At 39.7% G+C, this 26,555-nt stretch carries 30 protein-coding genes; 26 read left to right on the top strand and 4 right to left on the bottom strand.

Going from position 1 to position 26,555, the window contains the following annotated elements:
• Positions 1-19: 19 nt before the first annotated feature.
• Entirely contained in the window at positions 20-406 is a 387-nt protein-coding gene (locus tag J1899_RS14940; protein ID WP_246586494.1) for an SA1362 family protein, read from the bottom strand.
• Positions 407-715: 309 nt separating this feature from the next.
• Here J1899_RS14940 and J1899_RS14935 point away from each other — a divergent pair, with 309 nt between their 5' ends.
• From J1899_RS14935 to efp, 4 genes are all read left to right on the top strand, one after another.
• Positions 716-1,240 (top strand): YqhR family membrane protein, encoded by a 525-nt coding sequence (locus J1899_RS14935; RefSeq protein ID WP_082851650.1) that lies wholly within the window; start codon positions 716-718, stop codon positions 1,238-1,240.
• Positions 1,241-1,495: 255 nt separating this feature from the next.
• Entirely contained in the window at positions 1,496-1,927 is a 432-nt protein-coding gene (gene aroQ, locus J1899_RS14930) for a type II 3-dehydroquinate dehydratase (RefSeq protein ID WP_066443738.1), read from the top strand.
• Positions 1,928-1,940: 13 nt separating this feature from the next.
• Positions 1,941-3,002 carry a M24 family metallopeptidase gene (locus J1899_RS14925; RefSeq protein WP_214474944.1) on the top strand — a complete coding sequence of 354 codons (1,062 nt, stop codon included), beginning with the start codon at positions 1,941-1,943 and terminating at the stop codon, positions 3,000-3,002.
• A 22-nt stretch (positions 3,003-3,024) separates the two neighbouring features.
• Positions 3,025-3,582: an elongation factor P gene (gene efp / locus J1899_RS14920; RefSeq protein WP_066443744.1), complete on the top strand. Its 558-nt coding sequence runs from the start codon at positions 3,025-3,027 to the stop codon at positions 3,580-3,582.
• Between the two features lie 53 nt (positions 3,583-3,635).
• On the opposite strand, the gene J1899_RS14915 is transcribed toward efp, so the two are convergent.
• On the bottom strand, positions 3,636-4,304 hold the full coding sequence (locus J1899_RS14915; RefSeq protein ID WP_214474942.1) for an SIMPL domain-containing protein: 669 nt from the start codon (positions 4,302-4,304) through the stop codon (positions 3,636-3,638).
• A 280-nt stretch (positions 4,305-4,584) separates the two neighbouring features.
• Here J1899_RS14915 and spoIIIAA point away from each other — a divergent pair, with 280 nt between their 5' ends.
• The 21 genes from spoIIIAA to spo0A all read left to right on the top strand — a co-directional run bounded on the left by spoIIIAA (position 4,585) and on the right by spo0A (position 23,673).
• Positions 4,585-5,517: a stage III sporulation protein AA gene (gene spoIIIAA, locus J1899_RS14910; protein ID WP_214474934.1), complete on the top strand. Its 933-nt coding sequence runs from the start codon at positions 4,585-4,587 to the stop codon at positions 5,515-5,517.
• Complete coding sequence (spoIIIAB, locus tag J1899_RS14905; RefSeq protein ID WP_066443755.1) at positions 5,511-6,026, top strand: stage III sporulation protein SpoIIIAB; 516 nt, start codon at positions 5,511-5,513, stop codon at positions 6,024-6,026. Before spoIIIAA ends, spoIIIAB begins: the two co-directional genes overlap by 7 nt.
• A 56-nt stretch (positions 6,027-6,082) precedes the next feature.
• On the top strand, positions 6,083-6,289 hold the full coding sequence (gene spoIIIAC, locus J1899_RS14900) for a stage III sporulation protein AC (RefSeq protein ID WP_009332905.1): 207 nt from the start codon (positions 6,083-6,085) through the stop codon (positions 6,287-6,289).
• A 14-nt stretch (positions 6,290-6,303) separates the two neighbouring features.
• Positions 6,304-6,693 (top strand): stage III sporulation protein AD, encoded by a 390-nt coding sequence (spoIIIAD, locus tag J1899_RS14895; protein WP_240056581.1) that lies wholly within the window; start codon positions 6,304-6,306, stop codon positions 6,691-6,693.
• A gap of 60 nt (positions 6,694-6,753) precedes the next feature.
• Positions 6,754-7,953 (top strand): stage III sporulation protein AE, encoded by a 1,200-nt coding sequence (gene spoIIIAE, locus J1899_RS14890; protein WP_066443761.1) that lies wholly within the window; start codon positions 6,754-6,756, stop codon positions 7,951-7,953.
• A gap of 8 nt (positions 7,954-7,961) precedes the next feature.
• A complete protein-coding gene (spoIIIAF, locus tag J1899_RS14885) occupies positions 7,962-8,576 on the top strand; it encodes a stage III sporulation protein AF (protein WP_343216721.1) in 615 nt (204 codons plus the stop codon).
• Positions 8,577-8,582: 6 nt separating this feature from the next.
• Positions 8,583-9,239 (top strand): stage III sporulation protein AG, encoded by a 657-nt coding sequence (spoIIIAG, locus tag J1899_RS14880; RefSeq protein WP_066443765.1) that lies wholly within the window; start codon positions 8,583-8,585, stop codon positions 9,237-9,239.
• Positions 9,240-9,254: 15 nt separating this feature from the next.
• Positions 9,255-9,824 (top strand): SpoIIIAH-like family protein, encoded by a 570-nt coding sequence (locus tag J1899_RS14875; RefSeq protein WP_066443767.1) that lies wholly within the window; start codon positions 9,255-9,257, stop codon positions 9,822-9,824.
• Between the two features lie 268 nt (positions 9,825-10,092).
• Positions 10,093-10,596: an acetyl-CoA carboxylase biotin carboxyl carrier protein gene (accB, locus tag J1899_RS14870; RefSeq protein WP_214474932.1), complete on the top strand. Its 504-nt coding sequence runs from the start codon at positions 10,093-10,095 to the stop codon at positions 10,594-10,596.
• A 23-nt stretch (positions 10,597-10,619) separates the two neighbouring features.
• Positions 10,620-11,978 (top strand): acetyl-CoA carboxylase biotin carboxylase subunit, encoded by a 1,359-nt coding sequence (accC, locus tag J1899_RS14865; RefSeq protein ID WP_214478860.1) that lies wholly within the window; start codon positions 10,620-10,622, stop codon positions 11,976-11,978.
• 16 nt (positions 11,979-11,994) lie between these two features.
• Positions 11,995-12,402 carry an Asp23/Gls24 family envelope stress response protein gene (locus J1899_RS14860; protein ID WP_066443772.1) on the top strand — a complete coding sequence of 136 codons (408 nt, stop codon included), beginning with the start codon at positions 11,995-11,997 and terminating at the stop codon, positions 12,400-12,402.
• Positions 12,403-12,598: 196 nt separating this feature from the next.
• Complete coding sequence (gene nusB, locus J1899_RS14855; RefSeq protein WP_066443774.1) at positions 12,599-12,991, top strand: transcription antitermination factor NusB; 393 nt, start codon at positions 12,599-12,601, stop codon at positions 12,989-12,991.
• 119 nt (positions 12,992-13,110) lie between these two features.
• Complete coding sequence (gene xseA / locus J1899_RS14850; protein ID WP_214474930.1) at positions 13,111-14,460, top strand: exodeoxyribonuclease VII large subunit; 1,350 nt, start codon at positions 13,111-13,113, stop codon at positions 14,458-14,460.
• The gene (locus J1899_RS14845) at positions 14,457-14,690 is read left to right on the top strand and encodes an exodeoxyribonuclease VII small subunit (protein ID WP_066443781.1); all 234 of its coding nucleotides are present in this window, start codon (positions 14,457-14,459) and stop codon (positions 14,688-14,690) included. Before xseA ends, J1899_RS14845 begins: the two co-directional genes overlap by 4 nt.
• 4 nt (positions 14,691-14,694) lie before the next feature.
• Positions 14,695-15,585, top strand: a complete 891-nt coding sequence (locus J1899_RS14840; protein WP_066443782.1) for a polyprenyl synthetase family protein — start codon at positions 14,695-14,697, stop codon at positions 15,583-15,585.
• A 162-nt stretch (positions 15,586-15,747) separates the two neighbouring features.
• On the top strand, positions 15,748-17,640 hold the full coding sequence (gene dxs, locus J1899_RS14835) for a 1-deoxy-D-xylulose-5-phosphate synthase (protein ID WP_214478859.1): 1,893 nt from the start codon (positions 15,748-15,750) through the stop codon (positions 17,638-17,640).
• Between the two features lie 3 nt (positions 17,641-17,643).
• Positions 17,644-18,489 (top strand): TlyA family RNA methyltransferase, encoded by an 846-nt coding sequence (locus J1899_RS14830; RefSeq protein WP_214474928.1) that lies wholly within the window; start codon positions 17,644-17,646, stop codon positions 18,487-18,489.
• Positions 18,490-18,778: 289 nt separating this feature from the next.
• Positions 18,779-19,228, top strand: a complete 450-nt coding sequence (ahrC, locus tag J1899_RS14825; protein WP_066443788.1) for a transcriptional regulator AhrC/ArgR — start codon at positions 18,779-18,781, stop codon at positions 19,226-19,228.
• A 16-nt stretch (positions 19,229-19,244) separates the two neighbouring features.
• Positions 19,245-20,933: a DNA repair protein RecN gene (gene recN / locus J1899_RS14820; protein ID WP_066443790.1), complete on the top strand. Its 1,689-nt coding sequence runs from the start codon at positions 19,245-19,247 to the stop codon at positions 20,931-20,933.
• Positions 20,934-21,055: 122 nt separating this feature from the next.
• Entirely contained in the window at positions 21,056-22,345 is a 1,290-nt protein-coding gene (gene spoIVB, locus J1899_RS14815; RefSeq protein WP_214474926.1) for a SpoIVB peptidase, read from the top strand.
• Positions 22,346-22,881: 536 nt separating this feature from the next.
• Positions 22,882-23,673, top strand: coding sequence for a sporulation transcription factor Spo0A (gene spo0A, locus J1899_RS14810; RefSeq protein WP_214474924.1), 792 nt, complete (start codon positions 22,882-22,884; stop codon positions 23,671-23,673).
• 136 nt (positions 23,674-23,809) lie between these two features.
• Here the strand turns inward: spo0A and J1899_RS14805 are convergent, their stop codons facing one another.
• Entirely contained in the window at positions 23,810-23,968 is a 159-nt protein-coding gene (locus J1899_RS14805) for a YycC family protein (protein ID WP_214474922.1), read from the bottom strand.
• Entirely contained in the window at positions 23,965-24,222 is a 258-nt protein-coding gene (locus J1899_RS14800) for a DUF2627 domain-containing protein (protein WP_066443801.1), read from the bottom strand. Before J1899_RS14800 ends, J1899_RS14805 begins: the two co-directional genes overlap by 4 nt.
• A 159-nt stretch (positions 24,223-24,381) precedes the next feature.
• On the opposite strand from J1899_RS14800, the gene J1899_RS14795 reads away from it, so the two are divergent.
• The gene (locus tag J1899_RS14795; protein ID WP_214478858.1) at positions 24,382-26,451 is read left to right on the top strand and encodes a sigma-54 interaction domain-containing protein; all 2,070 of its coding nucleotides are present in this window, start codon (positions 24,382-24,384) and stop codon (positions 26,449-26,451) included.
• Positions 26,452-26,555: the final 104 nt, after the last annotated feature.

Raw genomic sequence — 26,555 nt, 5'->3', positions numbered from 1 at the left:
AACATAAAAACGGGCTTCTTTATAAAGATGCCCGATTTTTTCTTTTGCTTTTTTTTCCTTCTATAACAGTGAGCTGTACAGATGATTTTTTCTTTGGTTTTTTGATAGAGGTTAGGGAAGCAGTTTTTGTTTTGCGGCTTGCACTTGAAGTCGCGTCCTTTTTCATAAACCGTTTTTTTGATTTTCTGGCAGCTTGTTTAAACGCACGGTTTTCCTTATTGCCAGAGTTACTGGAGGTTACACGCGTAATCAGAAAATAGACTATTGCGATGACAATCGCAGATATGGCGACTGTGCGCAAAACGCCAGCTGGATCAGAGAATACACTGACGGCAATTCCCAATACCCCCAATACAATGAGTGCTGCAACAACGTAAAATGAAACTCGATTCTTCAAGAATGCCACCTCCTTAGGTACTTGCTATTCAAAAATTATTTTGCATAACAATTTTTGGCACGATATACTTCTATATATTTTTTCCATAAAAGACATTTTTAAACGATAAAAATGAAGGTTGTATTCGTTATTATAATAAATTCTCTTTTCCTGCGTCAAAACCTTTAGAAGAAATAAAAATATGTTTAAGAAAAGAGGTTTAATGCTCGTTTCATGTCATCCGATCATCATGCACACCAAACACATGCCTTATTAAATTCTATTGAGCATGCAAAGGAATAATTGCAGCGGGGCATACTAGGTGTGGAGGTGTTTATTTTGGCTGATAAAGATAACAAAAAACTGGAGCAAAATCAAAAAGAAAAGCCGATGTCAATTTTAATGATGACGGTTTTAACTGGCCTGATAGGCGGGATACTCTGGAGTGGTGTAGGTTATATTGCACATGTTTTTAATTTTACAGAGATACCTGCAAATACAATATTAGAGCCATGGACAATTGGAGATTGGAAAGACGGCTGGCTGGGAATCGTCATCTCTATTTTAATGATGGGAGCGATCTCCATTGTAGCTGCTCTCATTTATTATGTTCTATTAAGAAGATTCTACAGTATCTGGATCGGAATGGGGTACGGAATTGTCTTATTTTTATTAGTATTTTTGGTGTTAAATCCAATTTTTCCAGGGATTCCTCCGTTCGGGGAGCTGGAAAGGAATACAATTATAACTTCAGGCTGTTTATACATTTTATATGGAGTGTTTGTTGGTTATTCAATTTCTTATGAAAATAGCGAGCTAAAGAAAATGGAACAAAAGGCAGAAGAAGCAGATGCGCGTGGTTAAAGGTCTTTGGAAGCAGAGAAAAACCTGTTCTGAAAATCGTTTCAGGACAGGTCAGATCTAAATGATAAGCACGTTTTAAATCTGGAGCTATTGCTGTAATTTTTCAGTTTCCGTCTAATGCCAACTGGTAGTCTTTCTAATAATTCATAGCTGTTTTGAACATTCTTTCGTGTCTCAAACTTTCTTTTTTATTCAATTGCCATAATTGTGATAAAATAAGAGTGTTGTATAAATTGTATGGCAGAGGTGTGGGGAATGAAAAAAATTCTGTTGCTGAATGGACCGAATCTGAATATGCTCGGGAAAAGAGAACCTGGTATTTATGGTGCTGTCACTCTTTTGCAGATCGAAGAGCAAATGAAAGAAGCTGCAGCAAAGCATGGAGCCGAGCTTTCTGCATTTCAGTCCAATCATGAGGGAGCTTTAATTGATAAGCTGCAGGAAGCAAACGCCTCTGAGTGTACAGGCATTATTTTTAACCCTGGTGCTTATACACATTATAGCTATGCCCTTAGGGATGCTATTGCAGGAATACAAGTTCCTGTTATCGAAGTACATATATCAAATATCCATGCAAGAGAATCTTTTCGCCATACGTCCGTGCTTGCACCTGTAAGTAAGGGACAGATTGCTGGCTTAGGGATAAAAGGCTATGAGCTGGCGCTTCTTGCATTATTGGATTTATAAAGGAGAGAGAAACATGGGGAAAATTGAAAAATTGCGTTCAAAGTTTAGTGAATTAGGCATTGATGGGATGCTGATTACGAGTTCGTATAATCGCCGTTACATGTCAGGTTTTACTGGCAGTGCTGGTGTGGTTTTAATAAGTGAAGAAAAATCACTTTTTATCACTGATTTTCGTTATGTTGAACAAGCAGGCAAGCAATGCGAAGGCTATGAAATTGTTCAGCATACTGGCGTGATCCCTGCTGAAGTAGAGGAACAGGTGAAAGAGCTGGGCATAACAAAGCTTGGATTTGAACAGGACTATGTTTCATTTGCTAGTTTTAAAACGTATGAAAAAGCTGTTTCAGCCGAACTTGTACCGATTTCAGGTGTTATTGAAAAGTTGCGCTTGATTAAGGATGCATCTGAGATTAAGATATTAAAGGAAGCTGCGAAGATCGCGGATGATGCTTTTTCGCATATATTAAACTTCATTAAGCCAGGCAAAACGGAAATTGAGGTTTCGAATGAGCTGGAATTCTTTATGAGAAAAGCTGGTGCTACTTCTTCTTCTTTTGATATTATTGTTGCTTCAGGATACCGTTCAGCTTATCCGCACGGTGTGGCAAGTGATAAAGTCATTGAAACTGGTGATTTTGTCACAATGGATTTCGGTGCACTGTATAACGGCTATATTTCAGATATCACTCGTACCGTTGCTGTTGGACAGCCGTCAGATCAGCTTGCTGAAATCTATAACGTGGTTTTAGAAGCACAATTAAAAGGAATGAATGGAATTAAGCCAGGTCTTACTGGAAAACAAGTTGATGCCTTAACTCGTGATCATATTACTGAAAAAGGCTTTGGCGAATACTTTGGACATTCAACAGGTCATGGGATCGGTCTTGAAGTGCATGAAGGCCCAGGACTTTCCAGTAAATCAGAAGTAGTTCTAGAGCCGGGCATGGTTGTAACAGTAGAACCAGGAATTTACATTCCAGGCGTAGGCGGCGTTCGTATTGAAGATGATACGATTATTACAGCTGATCATAATGAATCGCTTACTCATTCTAAAAAAGATTTAATTATTTTGTAATGAAAATTGGAGGATTTTTTGCATGATTTCAGTAAATGACTTTCGTACAGGATTGACAATTGAAGTAGATAACGGCATTTGGCGCGTACTGGATTTCCAGCATGTTAAGCCAGGGAAAGGTGCTGCTTTTGTTCGTTCAAAGCTTAGAAACCTGCGTACAGGTGCAATCCAGGAAAAAACATTCCGTGGTGGAGAAAAAGTAGCAAAAGCGCAAATTGATAACCGTAAAATGCAATATTTATATGCAAACGGTGATCAGCATGTATTCATGGACAATGAATCATATGAGCAGCTCGAACTTCCTGCAACTTCAATTGAGTACGAATTGAAGTTTTTGAAAGAGAACATGGAAATTCATATTATGATGTTCCAAGGCGAATCTCTTGGAATTGAACTGCCAAATACAGTGGAACTTGTTGTAACTGAAACAGAGCCGGGCATCAAAGGGGATACTGCTTCAGGCGGTACAAAGCCAGCAATTATGGAGACTGGTTTAAGTGTTCAAGTGCCATTCTTCATTAACGAAGGCGACAAACTGATCATTAATACAACTGATAGTTCTTACGTTTCTCGTGCATAATCAATAGCATCAGACAAAAATCCCGAGGGTTATTGCCCCTCGGGATTTTCTGTTTATGAATAATAAGAAAACTCTGCGATGATCCTGCTTTTTATTGTTATTTCTCCCGGCTGAATTGGAACTGCTTCTGCTTTAGCCATTAGAGTCGTACTGCTGAAAGGGGCTATTCCATCAGTTTGTAATTGTTCTGAGACACGCAGCGGTGTTTGATTCAATTGAACACCCATGCTCCTGGCAATAGCTTCTGCTTTCTCAACAGCATTAAATACGGCAATGGAAAGTGCTTGCTGCTTATAGGTATTTGGAAGTGAAGAAGTAAACTGAATGCTGTTCACTATATTTGCACCGTTCTGTACAGCTGTATCAACAATTTCTCCAGTTTTTTCTAATTCCTTTACTGTAATCTGCAGAAGATGTTCAACTTGATAGCCCCGCAGAACTTGTGTGCCTTCATCATAGTCATAAACAGGGAACACTTGATAACTTGCCGTTTGAATTTGTTCCTCAGGAATACCTTGTTCTTTTAGTCCTTGTATAATTCTTGTCATCGTAGATGTGCTGATCGCTTGAGCCTCATTTAGTGTCTTCTGTTCCTCCCTCACGCCCAGCTGGATTTGTGCCTCGGTCGGCTGTATTTTCCATTCTCCCACGCCGACAACCGTTATTCGTTTCTTTGAAGCAGAATGTCCAGTTTCCCGATAAAATGATTGTCCGTATACCATTCTCTCTCCTCCACTTGTGATGTATTGTTGGTCTTATCTATTTTATTCAGGTAGATGTCTTTGTTTTCCTTTAATGAATATCTTCTAATTTCCTCTGCCTTCAGTCACACCCCTTCTCATAAGAAGGATTGCTACGTTTAAAAATGCATCAACACCGCCTATCCTTAATATCCACCTAAAAAAATTCAAACAAGGTCATAAAGTCCATTCCCCAGCATACATTTTAAGTAATGAAAGCTAGTCCAATAGCTGTTGAATTTTTAAAGGGAGGCATTGCGTTTTGGAAAACATTCTAGCCTATTTGCCAAATAATATTTCAGATCATTGCAGACATATTCCTCCAGACCATCTATCACAGCTTGAAGAAATACGCGTTCGCATTCATCGACCGCTGGAATTGACTTGGAAAGGTGAGACAAGCTTCTTGCCCTATATTGCTACACATGATGATGCTGTTCAGCTTTTAAATAAAATCAGTCACCATTCGATCTACACATTAGAAGAAGAGTTGAAGAGAGGTTTTATTACGATCGAAGGCGGTCATCGCATTGGTCTAGCCGGAAAGGTCATTCTTGAAGGAGGGAAGGTGAAAGCCATAAGAGATATTTCCTCTTTCAATATTCGGATTGCCAAAGAACAGCTTGGCATAGCAGAAAAATTAATTCCTTTTATTTATAACGGGTGCTGGCAGCATTCAATGATCATCGGTCCGCCGCAAACCGGAAAAACAACCCTGCTCCGTGATATTGCAAGGATCATTTCAAGTGGAGATCCTTCTGGGCGGTTTCAGGCTCAAAAAGTGGGGATCGTTGATGAGAGATCTGAGATTGCCGGGAGTGTAAATGGTATTCCAGAAATGACCTTTGGACACCGTCTTGATGTTCTCGATGGCTGTCCAAAGGCCGAGGGTATGATGATGATGATCCGGTCCATGAGCCCAGACGTATTAATCGTGGATGAAATAGGATCTCATGAAGATAAAGAAGCGATCATGGAAGCTGTAAATGCTGGAATTAAGTTGATTATGACTACACATGGCACCTCCTATAAAGAAATCAGGCAGCGTCCTACCTTAGCCCCGATCATAGAAGCAGGCATATTTGAGCGATTTATTGAACTGGATCGGAAGCATGGACCGGGCGGCATTAAGGCAATTAGAGATGGACAAGGTCTGCTTGTGACATCTGAAAAGCTGGCGATGGCAAAATGGTAAAGGTCATCGGTGCCATTTTAATCATACTTGCTACCTCATGGATCGGCTTTGAAGCCTCAAGGCATCTTAGTGAAAGGCCACGGCAGCTGAGACAGCTGAAATCAGCTTTGCAGTCGCTGGATGCAGAGATCATGTATGGCCATACGCCTTTGCATGAAGCGGCAAGAAGGCTATCTGCTCAGCTATCTAATCCATTGGCTTCATTTTTCTCGTCATTTTCTAATAGGTTAACAGAGACAGAGACGACGGTTAGAGACGCGTGGGAGGATAGCTTAAAAGAGATTTGGAGCAAGACAGCATTAAAGCAAGGGGAATTTGAGATTATGAAACAGTTTGGTGAAACGCTGGGCAGACATGATCGGATTTCTCAGCAAAAGCAGATCATGCTTGCGCTTGCTCATTTGGAAAGAGAAGTCAATGATGCACATGAAAAACAGGCGAAATATGAAAGAATGGCCAAAAGCTTTGGATTTCTTTCTGGTCTGCTCATTATCATCTTATTAATATAAAATTCTTCAAATCATCTACATGAACCAAGAGGGCGAGAGCTTAGGAGGAGTAAATAATGGGCTTGGAAGTTGATATTATTTTTAAAATTGCTGGTGTAGGAATTGTCGTTGCCTTTCTTCATACCATTCTTGATCAAGTTGGCAAAAAGGAATATGCCCAGTGGGTTACATTATTTGGTTTTATCTATATTTTGTTTATGGTTGCCTCGATTGTCGATAACCTATTTCAAAAAATTAAATCGGTCTTTCTATTCCAGGGCTAAGGGAGGCGGCTGCCATTGAAATTCTTCAAATAGTCGGTCTCGGTCTTGTTGCAACGTTTTTAGTTCTGGTTGTTAAAGAGCAAAAGCCCAATTTTGCTTTTTTTATCGTTATGTTTGCCGGCTGCGCCATTTTTTTATTTTTAATCGACCAAGTACATGCCATCATCATGATGATTGAAAAGATTGCTGTGAATGCAAACGTTAATATGGTTTACTTGGAAACGATTTTAAAGATCATCGGCATTGCTTATATTGCAGAGTTTGCTTCACAAATGACAAAGGATGCCGGCCAGGGAGCGATCGCCAGCAAAATTGAACTGGCAGGGAAAATATTAATATTAGCCATGGCAATTCCGATTTTAACCGTTTTAATCGAAACAATTGTTCAGATGATCCCTAATTAGTTTGAAGCACTGCACCAATAGACGCAGCAATAGTCGTAATTCCTTTAAAGAGGTGTCCATATGAAGCACTATATCCGGAACGTGCTGATGTTAAGTATTTTTGCTTTTTTCCTATTCATTCCGAGTGTACAAGCCTCCCCGCAGACAGATCATGCCGAAGCAGCCATTCATGCTGAAGACTTGCTTGATAGCCAAATAGAATCTTTGAATCTTGATGAATTAAAGACATTCTGGGAAGAGATCAGCACCACATACGGAGGCTTTCTGCCAGAGAGTCAAAAAGGCAGTTTGTATGAATTTATTAAAGGGGACAAGCAGTTTTCCTTTCAGGAATGGGCTAAAGGGGCTCTAAAGTTTGCTTTTCATGAATTAATTGTGAATGGAAAGCTGCTCGGAACTTTAATCCTTTTAACGGTTTTTAGCATGTTTCTGCAATCTCTGCAGAACGCTTTTGAACAAAGTACGATCAGCAAGGTTGCTTATGCGATCGTGTTCATGGTTCTGATGATTATTGCGTTAAACAGCTTTCATGTTGCCATGCAATACACAGAAGATGCCATTAGCACAATGATTTCATTTATCATGGCACTGATTCCCTTGCTTTTGGCATTGATTGCTACATCGGGAGGAATTGTATCAGCAGCATTTTTTCATCCCGTTATTCTCTTTCTAATGAATATCAGCGGATTGCTTATACAGTATGTGATTTTGCCGCTGTTGTTATTATCAGCAATATTAAGTATTGTCAGTGCTTTATCTAATCAATATAAAGTAACACAGCTGGCTAATTTATTGCGTAATTGGAGCATTGGTCTGCTCGGTCTGTTTTTAACGGTTTTCTTAGGTGTTATTTCTGTGCAGGGTGCATCTTCAGCAGTAACAGATGGCATTACGATCAAAACGGCCAAGTTTATCACTGGAAACTTTATCCCGGTTATTGGTCGGATGTTTACAGATGCAACAGATACAGTGATTAGTGCTTCGGTTCTTTTGAAAAATACAGTCGGCATCGCAGGAGTAGCGATTTTAATTATTATTGCAGCATTTCCGGCAATCAAAATTTTAATGATCGCCTTCATTTATAAATTTGCTGCAGCCATTCTCCAGCCCCTTGGCGGTGGGCCAATCATCACTTGTCTGGATATTATCAGCAAAAGTGTCATTTATGTGTTTGCAGCATTGGCGGTTGTTTCTTTAATGTTTTTCCTTAGTTTAACCGTTATCATTGCCGCAGGAAATTTAACGATGATGATCCGGTAAGGAGGCAGATGATGGACTTTATTAAAGAGTGGATTACAAATATTATCCTATTTATTCTCATTGCAACAGTCATAGATATGCTGCTGCCGAATACAAAGCTGCAGAAATATACGAAGATGGTCACCGGACTGCTATTAATTGCGATAATCCTTACTCCAATCCTGCAATTTATATCAAAGGATTTTGAGCAGGCATTTGCTGATGTGCCCTCCTTTCAGGCTGTAAATGAAAATAATATGGAAAATTCGATAGAAATGAAAAAAAAAGAAATACAAGCCTCACATGATGCATATATTTTAGAAAACATGGCTGTCCAACTGAAAATGGACGCAGAGGAGGAGTTGATGGCACAATACGGGCTGCAAATCGCTCATATCGAAATAATATCTGATGAAAAGGATGAAAACGACATTCCTGTCCTGCAGCAGCTGATTGTGCAGCTGGAGCAGGCACAAGAGGAAAGCGAAGCAGTTGAAGCGGTAGAACCGGTTGATATCAATACCGGAAAACCACTGCCTTCACGTTCGGAGGATCATAACTCTGATCGTATTGCCTCACTCCTCTCCGAATCATGGGATGTAGATGGAAAAATAATCGAAGTATTGGTGGAAGGGGGGGCATAAACAGCAATGGACAAAGATAAAGGGCCCATATCGTTGTTGAAAAAATGGCTCTCAAAGGAAAATCAGCCTGATAAAAAGCCTGGAAAATACCATTATCTACTGCTTGTTCTCCTTTTTGGAGCAGCCATCATGCTGGTAAGCAATATGTTTTTCAGTGAGGAAGAGTCGACCTCAGAGCTTCCGGTGTTTAATAACAGTGAAGAAGATAGCAGCAAAGAAGATGTAGCCACATTTGGCCAGAAGCAGGGAGAAAGTACAGGTGCTATAACGGACTATGAAAAGATGTATGAATCACAAATAAAAGAAGCGCTCGACACCATTGCAGGGGTTGACGATGTAGCAGTTGTCGTCAATGTGGATGCAACAGAGAAAAAAGTGCTTGAAAAAAATAGAACAAGCCAGACTCAAACAACAGACGAAACGGATCGCGAAGGCGGAAAGAGGGTTGTTGAAGATACTTCTAAGGAAGAACAGCTCGTCATCATCCGTGAAGGAGAAAAAGAGGTTCCTATTGTGATAGAAACGAAGAAACCAGCCATCAGAGGGGTCCTAATCGTTGCCAAAGGAGCCGAAAACATCCAAGTGAAAAAAATGATTATCGAAGCAGTAACAAGAGCACTTGATGTGCCTAGCCATAGAGTATCTGTAATGCCTAAAAAATAAGAGGAGGAATCATAGATGTTATTAAAAAAACAAACGGTTTGGTTATTAACAATGTTAAGTTTAGTGGTGGTATTATCGGTGTATTACATTACGTCTCCAGAACAAGGCAGCCAGGATTTAGCAGGAATTGAGGAATCAGAAAATGCTGAAGAAAATGCAGAAGAAACAGGAACTGTCGAAGAAGAAGCTGAGATGCAGGGTGAAAATGCAGATGCAACTGTTTCAACAGTAGAATCAGATGAAATGTTTGTTCAGCTGCGTTTGGACTTAGATGACCAAAGAAGCAAAGAGAAAGAGGCATTAACAGCTGTAGTTGCTTCAAGTGAAGCTACAACTGCCCAAATCAGTGAAGCGAAGGATCAGATTGAGCAATTGAATGAAATTGCCACCAAAGAACACACATTAGAAATGCTGATCAAATCCATGAACTATGAAGACGTGCTCGTCCGTGCTGAGGGTGAAGAAGTAAGAATCACTGTAAAAGCTGAAGAGCATTCTAAATCAGCGGCAAATGAAATTATCCGTGCAGCAAAGAATGAAATTGAAAATCTAGGAGCAGTAGCTGTTGAGTTTCAAGTAAAATAAAATGGTTTAAAAGCAGCTGGCGGTCGCGTCAGCTGCTTTTTGTTTAAGAGAAAATAGGCAAATTTAAACCGTATTCACCATAAATTAAGGAATTTACAAACACCAAAGGAATCATGATAGAAAATAGAGAAAATAATAAGAGAACAATAATACAGTTGAATTAACATAAGGTCTTATCGTATGATTATAGTAGCTAGTCATAAATTATGCACTTCTTCTTTAAGCTTTTGATTGAAGTGAAGTGCCAAGTGAACAAGGGGTGCATTAAATGTTAAAAGTAGAAGAAATTCGCGAATTAATTAAGCTTGTTGACGATTCAACGATTGATGAGTTTGTATATGAGCATGAAGGCTCCAAAATAAAAATGAAGAAAAATACATCCGAAACGATTGTGTCTGCCAAGTCTTTCAAACCAATTGCGCAAGCGCCGCAAGTACATACTCAGCCATCTGTACAGCCTGCAGCAGCTGTTGAAGCTCAGCCTGCCAAAGAAGCTGAACAGCAAAACACACAGGCAGGCAATGAAAGTAATCTTCATAAAATCGTTTCTCCAATGGTTGGTACATTCTATCAATCCTCTTCACCAGAAGCTGGTCCATATGTAAGTGCCGGCAGCAAAGTGTATAAAGAAACGATTGTATGTATCGTTGAAGCAATGAAGTTATTTAATGAAATTGAAGCAGAAGTTAATGGTGAAATTGTTGAGATTCTTGTAAAAGACGGACAGTTAGTAGAATACGGTCAGCCATTATTTTTAGTGAAGCCTGAGTAAGGGGTGCTGACAGGATGAATACAATGATTAAAAAGTTATTAATTGCAAATAGAGGAGAAATTGCGGTTCGGATTATTCGCGCCTGCAGAGAAATGGGCATCGAGTCTGTTGCTGTATATTCAGAGGCAGATAAGAATGCATTGCATGTACAGCTTGCAGATGAAGCGTACTGTATTGGACCAACACTGTCTAAAGACAGCTATTTAAACTTTACAAATATTATAAGTGTAGCTAAGCTGACGGATTGTGACGCAATTCATCCGGGCTATGGATTTTTAGCAGAAAACGCTGACTTTGCTGAACTTTGCAGAGAGTGCAACATTATATTTGTAGGACCGACACCAGAAGCCATTTCAAAAATGGGCACAAAGGATATTGCCCGTGAAACAATGAAAGAAGCTGGAGTTCCTATTGTTCCTGGATCAAACGGGATCATTAAAGATGAAGAAGATGCGATAGCGCTGGCTAATCAAATTGAATATCCAGTGATTATTAAGGCAACTGCCGGCGGCGGAGGAAAAGGGATTCGCGTCGCTAAAAATGAGCAGGAGCTTATTAAAGGAATTACGATCACCCAGCAGGAGGCACTTACAGCCTTCGGTAATCCTGGCGTTTATATCGAGAAATACATTGAAGACTTCCGTCATGTGGAGATCCAGGTGCTTGCTGACTCCCATGGAAATACGGTTCACTTAGGAGAACGTGATTGCAGTATTCAGAGAAGACTGCAAAAGCTGCTTGAAGAAACGCCTTCACCTGCATTAGATGGTGAAACACGTGAAGAGATGGGGAATGCTGCAGTTAAAGCTGCACAGGCAGTTAATTATACTGGAGCGGGAACAATCGAGTTTATTTATGACTATAAAAATAGAAAATTCTATTTTATGGAAATGAATACGCGTATTCAGGTGGAACACCCCGTAACTGAAATGGTAACAGGTGTAGATTTAATTAAAGAGCAAATTAAAGTGGCATCTGGAGAAAAACTGGCATTTAATCAGCAGGATATCACGTATTCCGGCTGGTCGATTGAATGCAGAATCAATGCAGAGAATCCGGAAAAGAACTTTATGCCTTCAGCTGGAAAAATAGATATGTATCTTCCTCCAGGCGGTTTAGGTGTTCGTGTAGATTCCGCTGCTTATCCTGGTTATGTGATTCCGCCATTTTATGACTCAATGATTGCAAAAGTGATCACTTACGGCGATACTAGAGAAGAGGCAATATCCCGAATGAAAAGAGCACTGAGTGAATTTATTATTGAAGGTGTTCACACAACCATTCCATTCCACTTAAAGCTTTTAAATCATGACCAATTTGTGGAAGGAAATTTTAATACGAAATTCTTGGACATTTATGATGTAATGGGTGGTAAAGAATAATTGGAGGTGCTTTAGATTGAGTGAAAATCAAATGCTGGAAATGAATCAAGAGCATACGGGTTTAGGCAAAGTAGAAATTGCACCAGAGGTAATTGAAGTAATTGCCGGGATTGCAGCAGCAGAGGTTGAAGGAGTTGCACAAATGCGCGGCAACTTTGCAACTGGTGTCGTTGAAAGACTGGGCAAGAAAAATCATGGCAAGGGTGTCAAAGTAGATTTGACTGAAGCTGGCATTAAGGTGGATATTTATTGCTTAATGAAGTTCGGCATATCCATCCCAAATGTCGCTCAAAAGATTCAAGATAACATTCGGCAAGCCCTCCTGAATATGACGGCACTTGAAGCAAGTGAAGTAAATATTCACGTTGTTGGTGTATTATTCGAAAACCAAAAGCAAGAGCCGGAATACGATCAGGAAATGTAAGATCCCGAAAGCCAAGGACCAATAGTGTCTTTGGCTTTCATTATGTTATTAAAGAAATAACGCTATGCTAAAAATGATAATCATGGAGAAATTAAGTACATAAGTGCGCATAATGGTGACATATGCTATTATCTTGTTATGTGTTTTTTTCGATGACGCGTAAATTATGTGAAATAAAAGGGGTTAATGATATTAAATGAAAAGAAGAACAGCAAGGGAAAAAGCTTTACAGGCATTATTTCAAATAGATGTTAGTGAAACGGATATAAACGAAGCAATTGAACATGTACTTGATGGAGCCCCTCATGATCAATATTTAACGATGGTTGTTGAAGGAGTTATAAAACATCGTGATGAAATTGATCAGCTGATTCAGAAGCATCTTGAGAAATGGACGATTGAAAGGCTGGCAACTGTTGATCGCAACATCTTAAGAATAGCTATTTTTGAATTCAAATATACGGAAGAAGCGGTTCCTGTTAATGTAGTACTTGATGAAGCCATTGAAGTGGCTAAATTATTTGGTGATGACAAATCACCTAAGTTTATTAATGGTGTCTTATCAAAAGTTAAAGCAGATATGCAGTGACACGTATACTGATGTTTGGGGGTGTCAGCCAAAAATGTAAAATGATACCCCAAATATCTGCTTTTGTGGGCTGAATTTGTGCCAGGTAAGGCGATCATTTCATATGCCAGGAGGGTATGATGGGTACAGAGCGTTATTTAACTGTCATTGCATTAACAAAATATATTAAGAGAAAGTTTGACAAGGATCCTCATCTCCAGGACGTGTTTGTAAAAGGTGAAATTTCTAATTTTAAACAGCACTCGAGCGGGCATATGTATTTTACGCTAAAGGATGAAAAAGCACGGATTTTAGCTGTCATGTTCTCCCGCTATAATCAAAATATGAAGTTTCAGCCTGAAAACGGGATGAAAGTTCTTATTAGGGGCGATCTGACGGTTTATGAGCAGAGCGGCCAATATCAAATTTACATAAAAGAAATGCAGCCGGACGGAATTGGAGAATTGTATTTAGCATATGAACAGCTAAAAGAAAAGCTTGAAACAGAAGGCCTATTTTCTCCAAAAGCGAAGCAGGATATACCGAAATACCCTGAATGTGTAGGAGTCATTACTTCACCTACAGGAGCGGCAGTAAGGGATATTATAACGACGATAAGAAGGCGCTATCCAATTGCGAAAATCATTGTGTATCCTGCCTTGGTTCAAGGAAATCAAGCTGCGCCATCAATCGTTAACTGCATTAAACAAGCAAATGCAGACGGACAAGCTGATATTCTGATTGCTGGAAGAGGCGGCGGTTCGATTGAAGAGCTATGGGCATTTAATGAGGAGATTGTGGCTCGTGCGATCTATAAGTCAGAGCTTCCGATAATCTCTGCAGTAGGGCACGAGACAGACTTTACGATTGCTGATTTTGTTGCTGATCTTCGGGCTCCAACACCAACAGGTGCGGCAGAATTAGCTGTTCCGCATATAGATGAGCTGGCTGAAAGAATATGGAATCGGCAATCAAGGCTTATTAGAACGATGAGAGAAAGCATGTCGCGGCAAAATATCAGACTAACAAGGATTCGTAAATCCTATGCTTTCAGGAATCCTCAAAAGTTGTACGAGCAAAAATTAGAGCAAGTTGATAAATATGCTGAACAGCTAAAACGCGGGGCAGAAAAACTGTTTCTTATAAAACAGGAAGAACAAAAGCTCCTCCTTAAAAGGCTAGATCGTGCCAGACCGCAAGAACTGCTGCAGGAAGCAAAACAGCGCTATGAAAACTCAAATAAATACTTAACGAGAAATATGACAGCTATTTTGCATTCTAAGCAGAAGGACTTTAAACATATCCTATCCTCTTTAGAGGCGATGAGCCCGCTGAAAATTATGGATAGAGGCTATAGTCTCGTATATTCTGAAAACGGCGAGTTAGCAAAATCGGTAAAGGCAGTAAATGTGAATGACAAGGTGAAAATTCAATTTTCGGATGGATCGGCAGAGTGTACTGTCGTTGATACGGAGGGGAAATCCATATGACAGCTGATAAAAAGGTAACATTTGAAGAAGCAATGGAACAGCTTGAGGAGATTGTCGAACAGCTCGAAGAAGGCGATGTTCCTCTAGAGGAAGCCATCGACATCTATAAAAAAGGCATGGAGCTTTCTAAGCTATGCCATGATAAGCTGAAAAATGTAGAAGCTCAAATAGCAGAAATGATTACCGAGGATGGAAAGAGAGAGCCATTTGCCATCGCTGAGGAGGAATAGTTTTATGGGGGAAACGTTTAAGGAGTTTTCTAAACAATATAAAGAACTGCTGGAGAGCAATCTCCGGGCAGAAATGCAAACACTGGAAACACCGCAGATTTTAAAGGATGCAATGATCTACTCTTTAGAAGCTGGAGGAAAAAGAATCCGTCCTCTTTTACTTTTTGCTACATTGGCTGCTTTTAATAAGGATCCTAAAATGGGTCTTGAGACAGCTTCAGCAATAGAGATGGTACACACTTATTCGCTTATTCATGATGATTTGCCAAGTATGGATGATGATGACTTGCGCAGAGGTAAGCCAACAAATCATAAAGTTTTCGGAGAAGCAGCCGCTATTCTGGCCGGTGATGCATTATTAACATACAGCTTTCAGTTAATCTCTACCATTCAATCTGCGCAGACAACTGCAGACACGAAACTTGCTTTAATTGCTGAATTTGCTAAAGCTGCTGGTGCTGAAGGCATGGTTGGCGGACAAGTAGCCGATATGCAGGGGGAAGAAAAGCAATTAAATCTTGAAGAACTTGAATATATTCATGTACACAAAACAGGGAAGCTGCTTGCTTATAGTGTAATTGCTGGCGCATTGCTCGCTGAAGCTGATGACAGTTTAATTGATAAGCTAAGATCCTTCTCCTTCCACTTAGGACTGGCTTTCCAAATCCGGGATGATATTCTTGATCTCGAAGGAACCGAAGAAATGATTGGGAAACCGGTTGGCAGTGATGAAGATAACCATAAAAGCACTTATCCTTCTCTTTTATCAATGGAAGGAGCAAAAAAAGCCCTAGAGGAACACATTAGTGCAGCGAAAAAATATCTAAAGGAAACAGCTCTAGACACAGCTTATCTCGAAGACATTACCGACTTAATTGCTGTAAGAGACAACTAGTATAAAAGTTTCTATTTGGAAATTGAAGCGAAATCATGTAATCTAATGATACTGAATCTATATAAACACTCTGTGGAACTTGTTTATTCAACGTAATGAAAAAGTGAATAGCAGAAGCCCGGATACTGTATGAATAAGATGATGAAAGTGAGTGATCCATACATGGATCTTTTAGACATTAAAGACCCAAAATTCCTAAAAGACCTTTCTATTAAGGAACTCGAGGCGTTAAGCGAAGATATTCGTTCATTCCTTATTGAAAAGCTTTCTGTAACAGGAGGGCATATTGGCCCCAACCTGGGAGTAGTTGAATTAACGATTGCCCTGCACAAGTGCTTTGACAGCCCTAAGGACAAATTTCTATGGGATGTTGGACATCAATCGTATGTTCATAAAATTCTTACCGGGCGCGCTGGTCAATTTGATACGTTAAGACAATATAAAGGACTGTGCGGTTTTCCGAAAATGGTTGAAAGTGAGCATGATGTATGGGAAACAGGACATAGTTCAACTTCACTTTCTGCTGCAATGGGAATGGTCATTGCGCGTGACCTGAAAAAGGAAGATTCACACATCATACCTGTCATTGGTGATGGAGCGCTAACAGGCGGAATGGCTCTGGAAGCATTAAATCATATTGGACATGAACAAAAGAATATGATTGTAATCCTAAATGATAATGAAATGTCCATTGCACCAAACGTGGGAGCGCTTCATAATGTGCTTGGGCGTTTGAGAACAGCCGGCAAATATCATTGGGTGAAAGATGAGCTTGAAATGCTCCTTAAAAAAGTACCTGCTGTTGGCGGGAAATTAGCTTCCACTGCTGAAAGGCTAAAGGATAGCTTAAAATACTTGTTCGTTTCAGGTATGTTTTTTGAAGAGATGGGTTTCACTTATTTAGGACCAATTGACGGGCATAATTATGAAGAACTGTTTGAAAACTTAAGATATGCTAAGAAAACTGAAGGTCCAGTCCTTTTGCATGTCATTACGAAAAAAGGGAAGGGCTACGACCCGGCTGAGAGTGATACCGTTGGAACATGGCATGGTACAGGCCCATATAAAATCGAGACAGGTGATTTTGTAAAGCCTGTAAATCCTCCTCCGGCATGGAGCAAGCTTGTCAGTGAAACAGTTCGGAAGCTGGCTCGCAAGGATGAAAGAATTGTAGCGATTACGCCTGCAATGCCTGTCGGTTCAAAGCTAGAAGGGTTTGCCAGTGAGTTTCCTGACAGAATGTTTGATGTAGGAATTGCAGAACAGCACGCTGCAACTGTTGCAGCTGGGCTGGCTACGCAGAAAATGAAGCCATTTTTAGCGATATACTCAACATTTCTGCAGCGAGCTTATGATCAAGTGCTGCACGATATTTGCCGTCAGAACCTAAATGTCTTTATTGGCATTGACCGTGCCGGCTTGGTTGGGGCTGATGGTGAAACACACCAAGGTGTCTTTGATATAGCTTTCATGCGCCATTTGCCAAACATGGTATTGATGATGCCGAAAGATGAAAATGAAGGACAGCATATGGTTAATACAGCTCTTTCCTATGAAGATGGCCCAATTGCAATGAGATTTCCCCGTGGAAACGGCATTGGAGTACCAATGGACGAAACCTTAAAGCAAATCCCAATTGGCTCTTGGGAAGTTTTGAAGGAAGGAAAAGATGCAGCCATCCTAACGTTTGGAACGACAATTCCGATGGCGATGGAAGCAGCAGTTCTTCTTGAAAAACAAGGCTATTCGATTAAAGTAGTGAATGCACGATTCATTAAGCCGCTTGATGAAAAAATGATGTCCGAGCTATTGGGCAGCAATATGCCAATTTTAACGATAGAAGAAGCTGTGCTGCAGGGCGGATTTGGAAGTGCTGTGCTTGAATACGCACATGAACAAGGATTCCATCATGCTGAAATAGATCGTATTGGAATTCCGGATGAGTTCATTGAGCATGGAAGTGTGAATGAACTCTTAAAGGAAATTGGCATGACTACCGATGAAGTAGTGAAGAGATTAGTGATGCTTGCCGGAAAAAAACAAAAAAGGGCTTAACGGATGAAAAATAAAAAAGAGCGTTTAGATATACTTCTTGTTGAAAGAGGTCTTGCGGAAACAAGAGAAAAAGCCAAACGGTCAGTAATGGCAGGTCTTGTTTTCAGCAATGAAACCCGGCTCGATAAACCCGGGGAAAAAGTGGACTCAGAGATCCCGCTGATGATTAAAGGCAAAGCGATGCCTTATGTCAGCCGCGGCGGATTAAAACTCGAAAAAGCATTGCAAGTGTTTGATTTAGATGTGAAAGACAAAATTCTTTTGGATATCGGTGCTTCAACAGGCGGATTCACAGATTGTGCATTGCAAAATGGGGCGGTTATGTCCTATGCCTTAGATGTCGGTTATAACCAGCTCGCATGGAAACTGCGTCAGGATGAACGGGTACATGTTATGGAGAGAACCAATTTCCGTTATGTGACCCCTGCTGACCTTCCAAAAGGAATGCCGAATTTTGCATCTATTGATGTTTCATTTATATCTTTGGAACTCATTTTGCCTGTTCTTAAAACTCTCCTTGTTCAGGGCAGTGACGTTGTGGCTCTTGTAAAGCCGCAATTTGAGGCTGGCCGAGATCAAGTGGGCAAAAAAGGCATAGTCCGGGATCCGAAGGTACACAATAGTGTCGTTGAAAAAATCATTCAATTCGCTTTAAATATTGGATATGATGTTAAGGAATTATCCTTCTCGCCTATTACGGGCGGAGATGGCAACATTGAATTTCTGCTTCATTTGTATTGGTCAGGCGAAAAAGAAACTGGACAAAATGACTTAATGACAAATGTAGAAGAAGTAGTTAAAACTGCACATGACGAACTGAAATCTAAGAAGAAGAGTGATGAAGGATAAGCCGTCTAGGGCTTATCCTTTTTCATGCTATAAGAAAAAATAAGGATAAGATGAAATTTCTAATTAGAAAATAAAGCAAAGAGCAGTTAAGTCTTTTTTTCAACTTGCTGTTGTCCAATCGGCCATTTTTTTATCTTGCACTCTTGAATAGTTTCCCTTCTTGTTCTTTAATATTATTGTACAATATTGCTAAAATCGGCTAACATATGTAATAAAGGCAACGATCTTTACTTGTACACAATACAGTTTATATATAGAAAAATTTCAAGAATCTTGAGGTGGTAGTTTCATGAATAAAGGACAGCGCCATATAAAAATACGGGAAATCATTACCATGAATGATATTGAAACACAGGATGATTTAGTGGATGAATTAAAGAATGCAGGGTATAACGTAACACAGGCAACTGTTTCAAGAGATATTAAAGAACTGCATCTTGTGAAAGTGCCATTGTTAGATGGACGATACAAGTACAGTCTGCCGGCTGATCAGCGCTTTAATCCGCTGCAAAAACTCAAAAGAAACCTAATGGATGCTTTTGTACGAATTGATATGGCAGGACACCTTCTGGTCATGAAAACATTACCGGGTAATGCCATGGCGATCGGTGCCTTAATTGATAATCTAGACTGGGATGAAATTCTCGGCACCATTTGTGGAGATGATACGTGTTTAATCATTTGTAGAACTCCTGAAGACACAGAAGCGATTTCAAATCGCTTTTTAGATATGCTGTAATTTGGGGTGAGGTTACATGTTAAATGAGCTTTGTATAAGAAATTTTGCTATAATTGAAGGCTTGGAAATTTCGTTTGAAAAAGGGTTAACCGTACTATCTGGAGAAACAGGAGCAGGTAAATCAATCATAATTGATGCTATTCACTTGCTGGTTGGAGGCAGGGGTTCGAGTGAATTTGTCAGACACGGGGAAGATAAAGCCGAAATTGAAGGACTCTTTCTTCTCGATGACAAAAATCATCCCAGCTACAAAAAAGCAGCCGAATTTGGGATCGACATTGACGATGGCATGGTTGTTTTGCGCCGTGATATTTCTAAATCCGGCAAAAGTGTGTGCCGTGTAAACGGTAAGCTTGTGACGATTTCGACATTAAGAGAATTCGGAAGTGCATTAATTGATATACATGGCCAGCATGAGCATCAGGAGCTTATGGACGAATCCTTGCATTTGAACTTGCTGGATCAATTTGGCGGAGAAAAAATCCGTGCAGCCATTCATGAATATGAGGACATCTACCACTCATATGAGGAGACAAATAAAAGACTAAAAAGTCTGAATGAAAATGAACAGCAGATGGCCCATCGTCTGGATTTAATTCAGTTTCAATTAGAAGAAATTCAATCAGCGAATTTAAAATTAAATGAAGATGAAGAACTGATTGAAGAGAAAAGGAAGCTGGCCAACTTTGAAAGCATTTACGATGCCATGCAGACTGGCTATAATGCACTGCAGGGAGAGCAAAGAGGAATTGACTGGCTGAGCCTTGCTGTCAGCAATTTGGAGACTGCTGCTGAATTAGAGCCGAAATACAAAGAGTTAGCAGAATCTGTTTCAAGCAGTTTTTATCAAATGGAAGACGCGGTCAGAACCATTCGCAATGAATTGGATTATCTTGAATTTGATCCTGGACGGCTCAATGAAATTGAGGAAAGATTAAATGAAATTCATCAATTAAAGAGGAAATATGGTAAAAGTGTTCTTGATATTTTAGAATATGCCTCCAAAATTGAAGAAGAAATTGAAACGCTCCTCAATAAAGAAACACATATTGATCAGCTCGAAAAACAAGCTGCCATGCTTAAAAAAGATCTCTTAGTGGAAGCGGCAGAACTAAGTAAACTGCGAAAAAATGCAGCTGTCCAGCTAACAAAATTAATTCATAAGGAATTAAAAGAGTTATATATGGAAAAGACTGTATTTGAGGTTGTTTTTTCAAATGAAGAAGACCGATTTTATAAAAATGGCATAGATGAAGCTGAATTTTATATATCAACAAATCCTGGCGAGCCTTTAAAGCCGCTTTCGAAAATTGCTTCAGGCGGAGAACTGTCGCGGATTATGCTGGCATTAAAAAGCATCTTTTCCAAACATCAGGGCGTTACCTCGATCATTTTTGATGAGGTGGATACCGGTGTAAGCGGAAGGGTTGCTCAATCGATTGCTGAAAAGATCCATCATGTTGCCATTGGCTCACAGGTGCTCTGCATATCTCATCTTCCGCAAGTAGCGGCGATGGCAGATACACATCTCTTTATTGCGAAAAATACAAAAAATGGACGAACCAAAACAACGGTAAAGCCTTTAACTGATGAAGAGAAGGTAAAAGAAATTGGAAGAATGATTTCAGGTGTTGAAATTACGGATTTAACGAAGGAACATGCCAAGGAATTACTGAAGCTTGCCCGTCAAATTAAAATACCATGAAAAGCTATCCAAAGGTGGGTAGCTTTTTTTATCGGCTTGGGGGTTATAAATGCAAGTGAAGCAGGCAAAATTATAGATGTAGCCATTTCGTGTTGGACTAGAAGCGAGGAGAGTGAATTAAATTGTCATATGATGTTTTGCGAAAAATAGTTGGTGGAATTCTCCTTGTTTCATTAATTGCAATTGGTTTTTCTAAACCCTTTCAGGAGTATATTCAAATTCCAAAAAGCATCACCATGTTTGAAGGAGATCAATTGGAATTTTCAAAAGCAAGACCTGTTACCGGAACATTGGCACAGCCACAAAATAGTGTCTCCATTGAGCAGAGTACTGATTCAATCGCTATAAATGGGCTGGAAAACGGCAAAAATGAAATGCTGCTTGAACTTGCAGGCTTTCCGGTTAAAAAAGTTGATGTAAACGTCTTAAAGGATTTTAAAGTAATACCTGGCGGCCAATCCATCGGTGTCAAACTCAATACGGTAGGCGTATTAGTTGTTGGACATCACCAGGTTAACACAAGCAATGGCAAAACGTCTCCAGGCGAACTAGCAGGAATTAAGGTTGGAGACATTATCACTGAAATTAATGGCAAAACAATTGAAAAAATGGCTGATGTAGCTCCATTTGTTCAAGAAGCCGGTAAGTCGGGCAACCCGTTGCAGATCATTGTAACTAGAGAAGATGGTAAGGTAAAAACACAATTAACTCCTCTTAAAGAAGAAAATGAAGAACTGTATAAGCTGGGCCTTTATATAAGAGATTCAGCAGCAGGAATCGGAACAATGACATTCTTTCATCCTCAATCAAAAAAATATGGCGCACTTGGCCATGTCATATCTGATATGGATACGAAAAAGCCAATCGTAGTTGATGATGGCCAGATTGTTCGATCAACGGTCACATCCATTGAAAAAGGAAGCAATGGAAATCCTGGTGAAAAGCTGGCCAGATTTTCCTCAGATAAAGAAGTAATTGGGAACATTGTCAGAAACAGTCCGTTTGGCATCTTTGGTGAACTGAATCGCGGCATTAAAAATGGCATTATGGATAAGCCGATGCCCATTGCTCTATCACACCAAGTAAAAGAAGGACCTGCTAAAATTCTGACGGTTGTTGAAAATGATGAAGTGAAACTTTTCGATATTGAGATCGTTAGCACCATTCCGCAGAAATTTCCAGCTACAAAGGGTATGGTCATTAAGGTTGTTGATGACGAACTCTTAAATAAGACAGGCGGAATTGTTCAAGGAATGAGCGGAAGTCCCATTATCCAAAATGATAAAGTAATCGGAGCGGTCACACACGTATTCGTTAATGACCCAACAAGCGGGTATGGTGTTCACATTGAGTGGATGTTAAATGAAGCAGGCATTAACATATACGAACAGCCTGAAGAAAAGGCTTCATAAAAATAACGGGGAATATTCCCCGTTATTTTTATTATTTCATTATTAAATTTGCTGCTTTTAGGGAATATGCTGTTAGGTGGACGTGTGGACTTCAGTGAGAACACGGAATCGCAAAGGAGAATGGGGTGTTTGATCTGATGTTATATCAGCAGGCATCTATTCAATTTATTCCACCTATGCTATGATGAAATAAAGATTTTTCGACAAAGCGCCAATCGTTTTGAATTAAATAGCGAATAAGGTCGAAAATAAGAGAAAATAGAAGGAAATAAAAGATTTTATAGGTTTTTTAAGAAAAAATAAAAAAACTAGAGGATTTTATGTTGCATTGTCGAAATTGTACTTTAGAATAAAATATATAAATAAAAAAACTTGCCGTCTGCTTTTTGCTTACTGCTCAAACAGTGGTGCAGGTTTAACTGCACTTTATACGAAAATAAATTAGCTACTTCCCAGTTTTGCTTCTGCGCTGCTAATCACAATATTTATAAAGTGTAAAAAAAGAGACCACAAATGGATCGAGGAGGAAACAAGTAGTGAAGAATATTAAGGTGTGCGTAGTTGACGACAACCGCGAGCTTGTCGCTTTATTAGAGGAGTATATGTCATCACAGGAAGATATGGAAGTGGTAGGAGTAGCCCATAATGGCCAAGATTGTCTAAATATCATTGAAGATACAGAAATTGATGTTCTTGTTCTTGACATCATTATGCCTCATTTAGACGGATTAGCAGTTCTTGAAAAAATGCGTGAGCTGAATAAGCCGCTTCCTAATGTCATTATGCTGACAGCTTTCGGCCAAGAGGATGTAACAAAGAAAGCAGTTGATCTTGGAGCCTCTTACTTTATATTAAAGCCTTTTGACATGGATTATCTTGCGAGTCATATCCGTCAGGTCAGCGGAAAAACAAGCCCTGTGATGAGAAAGCCTTCATCAGTACTCCGTTCTTCACACCAGACAGAAGCAAAGCCAAAAAATCTTGATGCAAGCATTACAAGTATCATCCACGAAATTGGTGTCCCTGCTCATATTAAAGGATACTTATATCTGCGTGAAGCCATTTCTATGGTTTACAATGATATTGAACTGCTTGGATCCATTACGAAAGTTCTTTATCCTGATATTGCAAAGAAGTACAACACAACGGCTTCACGAGTGGAACGTGCGATCAGACACGCCATTGAAGTTGCATGGAGCCGCGGTAACATTGATTCTATTTCTTCCTTATTTGGCTATACTGTATCCATGTCCAAAGCAAAACCAACGAATTCAGAATTTATTGCAATGGTTGCTGATAAATTACGCCTTGAGCATAAAGCTTCTTGAGAGGGTAAGAATTAATCATACACAAAAATTGTCTTTATATTTTTATACGTACTAAAAAAGCATCATGCTCCATTTCCTGATGGAAGCATGATGCTTTTTGTATCTTTTGAGTGAAAGTCAGCAGTGAAACTTGATCTTACTCCTTCCGATCGTTTATCTCGGAGGCATCTTTATTTAATTCTGCAAGTTTTTGCATTAAGATATGCTGAGGCATATGCATAATTTGTTCGAGCGGCAGATTTAGTCTTTCAGCCAGCTTTAAGGCAGTATCAGGACTAATTTGCAGTGGTCTCATGAATTTCGTTCCCTCCCGCTAGGTCTTTGAAAGCGTGTTTGAACTTTATTTTTTTTGCGGTCACGATGCAATATAAAACCTGCCACAAACCCAAGACCCAGTATAAAAAGGATGAGACCGGCAATAAACTGCATCCATAAATACGGAAATGGAGCTTGCAGGATTCCAAAAACCATATCCCGCATCAGTTTAATTCCATAGGCGGCTAACGCGCCAGGTATGAGCAGTACGATAAGTGCAATTATTCGGATCATATCGATTTTCCCTCAATTATCATCTAGAATTTTTCTATATAGTAAAAATGATAAATCAATGCTGTCATTTGTCAAGTGCCTGCTAAAAGGATACAATATACTGTGAAAAGATTTGCGCAGCATCTTGAAAAAAATTTCAAGCTGGAGGATCGTGCATTTATGCAAAAGGTATTGATTGTAGGGGCCGGTAAAGGCGGAACAGCCATATTGAAATTGATTAAATCACTCAGTGTCCTTCAAGTCGTCGCAGTGATTGATAAGAATCATGATGCACCGGGTATTCTGCTGGCAAAAAGCGAAAATATTTCTACGGGAACAGATTGGAAAGCATATATTCACCAGGATATTGACATCATTGTAGAAGTAACTGGGGATGAAAAGGTGTTTACTGATCTGCGTGATGCCCGCAGCAGAAATACAGTATTGATTCCCGGTACGGTAGCTTTTCTCATTTCGCAGCTTTTGGAAGAAAAAGAAAGTTTGATTACAAGGCTGAAAAATCAAACACATAAATTTGATTTAATCTTTAACTCAACCGACAATGGAATGATTGTCATCAATAGAGATGAAGAAATCATTCTCTTTAATAAAAGTGCAGCCAATATGACTGAAGTTAAGCAGGACGCCGTTATTGGCAAGAACATAACGGATGTGATTAAAGAAAGTCGATTGCCATACATACTGAAAACTAGAAAAGCAGAAGTAAATCAGGAATTTACACTTAATAACGGGCAAAAAATTATCACATCCAGAATTCCGATTATTGGTGACGAACAAGAATTAATTGGTGCCATTGCTATTTTTAAAGACATTACTGAGATGGTTAGCCTGGCTGAAGAAATAACGGATTTAAAAGAAATAAAGACAATGCTTCAGGCGATTATTCAATCTAGCGATGAAGCCATATCTGTTGTTGATGAGAATGGAAAAGGGATGATGATTAATCCTGCCTATTCCCGAATAACGGGACTGTCAGAAACAGAGATCATTGGCAAACCTGCAACTGCTGACATATCTGAAGGAGAAAGTGTTCATATGAAAGTTCTCCAAACAAGAAGAGCGGTTAGAGGAGTTGCGATGCGGGTTGGACCGAAGGAAAAAGAAGTAGTTGTGAACGTGGCGCCAGTTATTGTTGACGGAGTTCTAAAGGGAAGTGTCGGTGTCCTTCATGATGTATCTGAAATGCAGAATCTTAACAGAGAGCTTTCAAGAGCAAGACAGCTGATTCGTACATTGGAAGCCAAGTATTCGTTTCAGGATATTATTGGGAGCTCTGAGGAAATGACAATAGCGATTGAACAGGCAAAGCTGGGGGCGAAAACTCCTGCAACTGTGCTGCTCAGGGGCGAATCAGGAACAGGAAAAGAGTTATTTGCACATGCCATACATAACGCAAGTGATCGGAAATATAACAAATTTGTACGTGTCAATTGCGCGGCAATTTCTGAGTCACTGCTGGAAAGTGAATTATTTGGCTATGAAGAAGGAGCATTTTCCGGTGCAAAAAGAGGCGGAAAGCGAGGCCTTTTTGAAGAGGCAGATAAAGGCAGTATTTTTCTGGATGAAATTGGCGAGTTAACAGCCAATACCCAAGCCAAACTATTGAGAGTACTGCAAGAGGGTGAAATCACTCGAGTAGGAAGTACAAAGCCGATTCAAATTAATGTTCGGATCATAGCTGCAACAAACGTTAATCTGGAAAAAGCCATAGCTAATGGAACCTTTCGAGAGGACCTCTATTATCGTTTAAACAGAATGCCTATTCATATTCCCTCTTTAAGAAAGAGAAAAGAGGATATTCCGCAATTATGTGAACATTTGCTGCAAAAGATCAATCAGGAATATGGCCGCAATGTTGAAGGACTGACAGAGGGAGCCATTACAAAACTTATGGCTTATGACTGGCCTGGAAATGTGCGGGAGCTAGATAATATCCTGGGCAGAGCCATTATTTTCATGGGTTATCATGAAACGGAAATTGATGCTTCACATGTTCCCGTGCTTGTCAGCTTTTCTAAATCTCAGGGCAAAGAAGTATATCATGAATCAATTGATCAAAAATTGACCTTATCACAGCTTGTTGAGGACTTTGAAGCCAAACAAATCAAGCTAACCCTTTCGAAGGCCAATGGCAATAAAACGCTTGCCGCCAAAATGCTTGGTTTGTCAGTCCGTAATCTATATTACAAGATGGAAAAGTATAATCTTGCAAATAATAGCATGCAATAATTTGCATACCGTGCAAAAAACTTCATGGAAATATAAGTGGATATAAAGCGTTTTCAACGATTTTTAAGTTGGCACGCTTCTTGCATATTATTTTAATGGTGATA

Origin of the sequence: Cytobacillus gottheilii, assembly GCF_018582665.1 — a bacterium.
Taxonomy (GTDB): Bacteria; Bacillota; Bacilli; order Bacillales; family Cytobacillaceae; genus Cytobacillus; species Cytobacillus gottheilii.
Note: the sequence above shows the minus strand (reverse complement) of the source record. Positions and strands in the feature narration are given on the sequence as shown.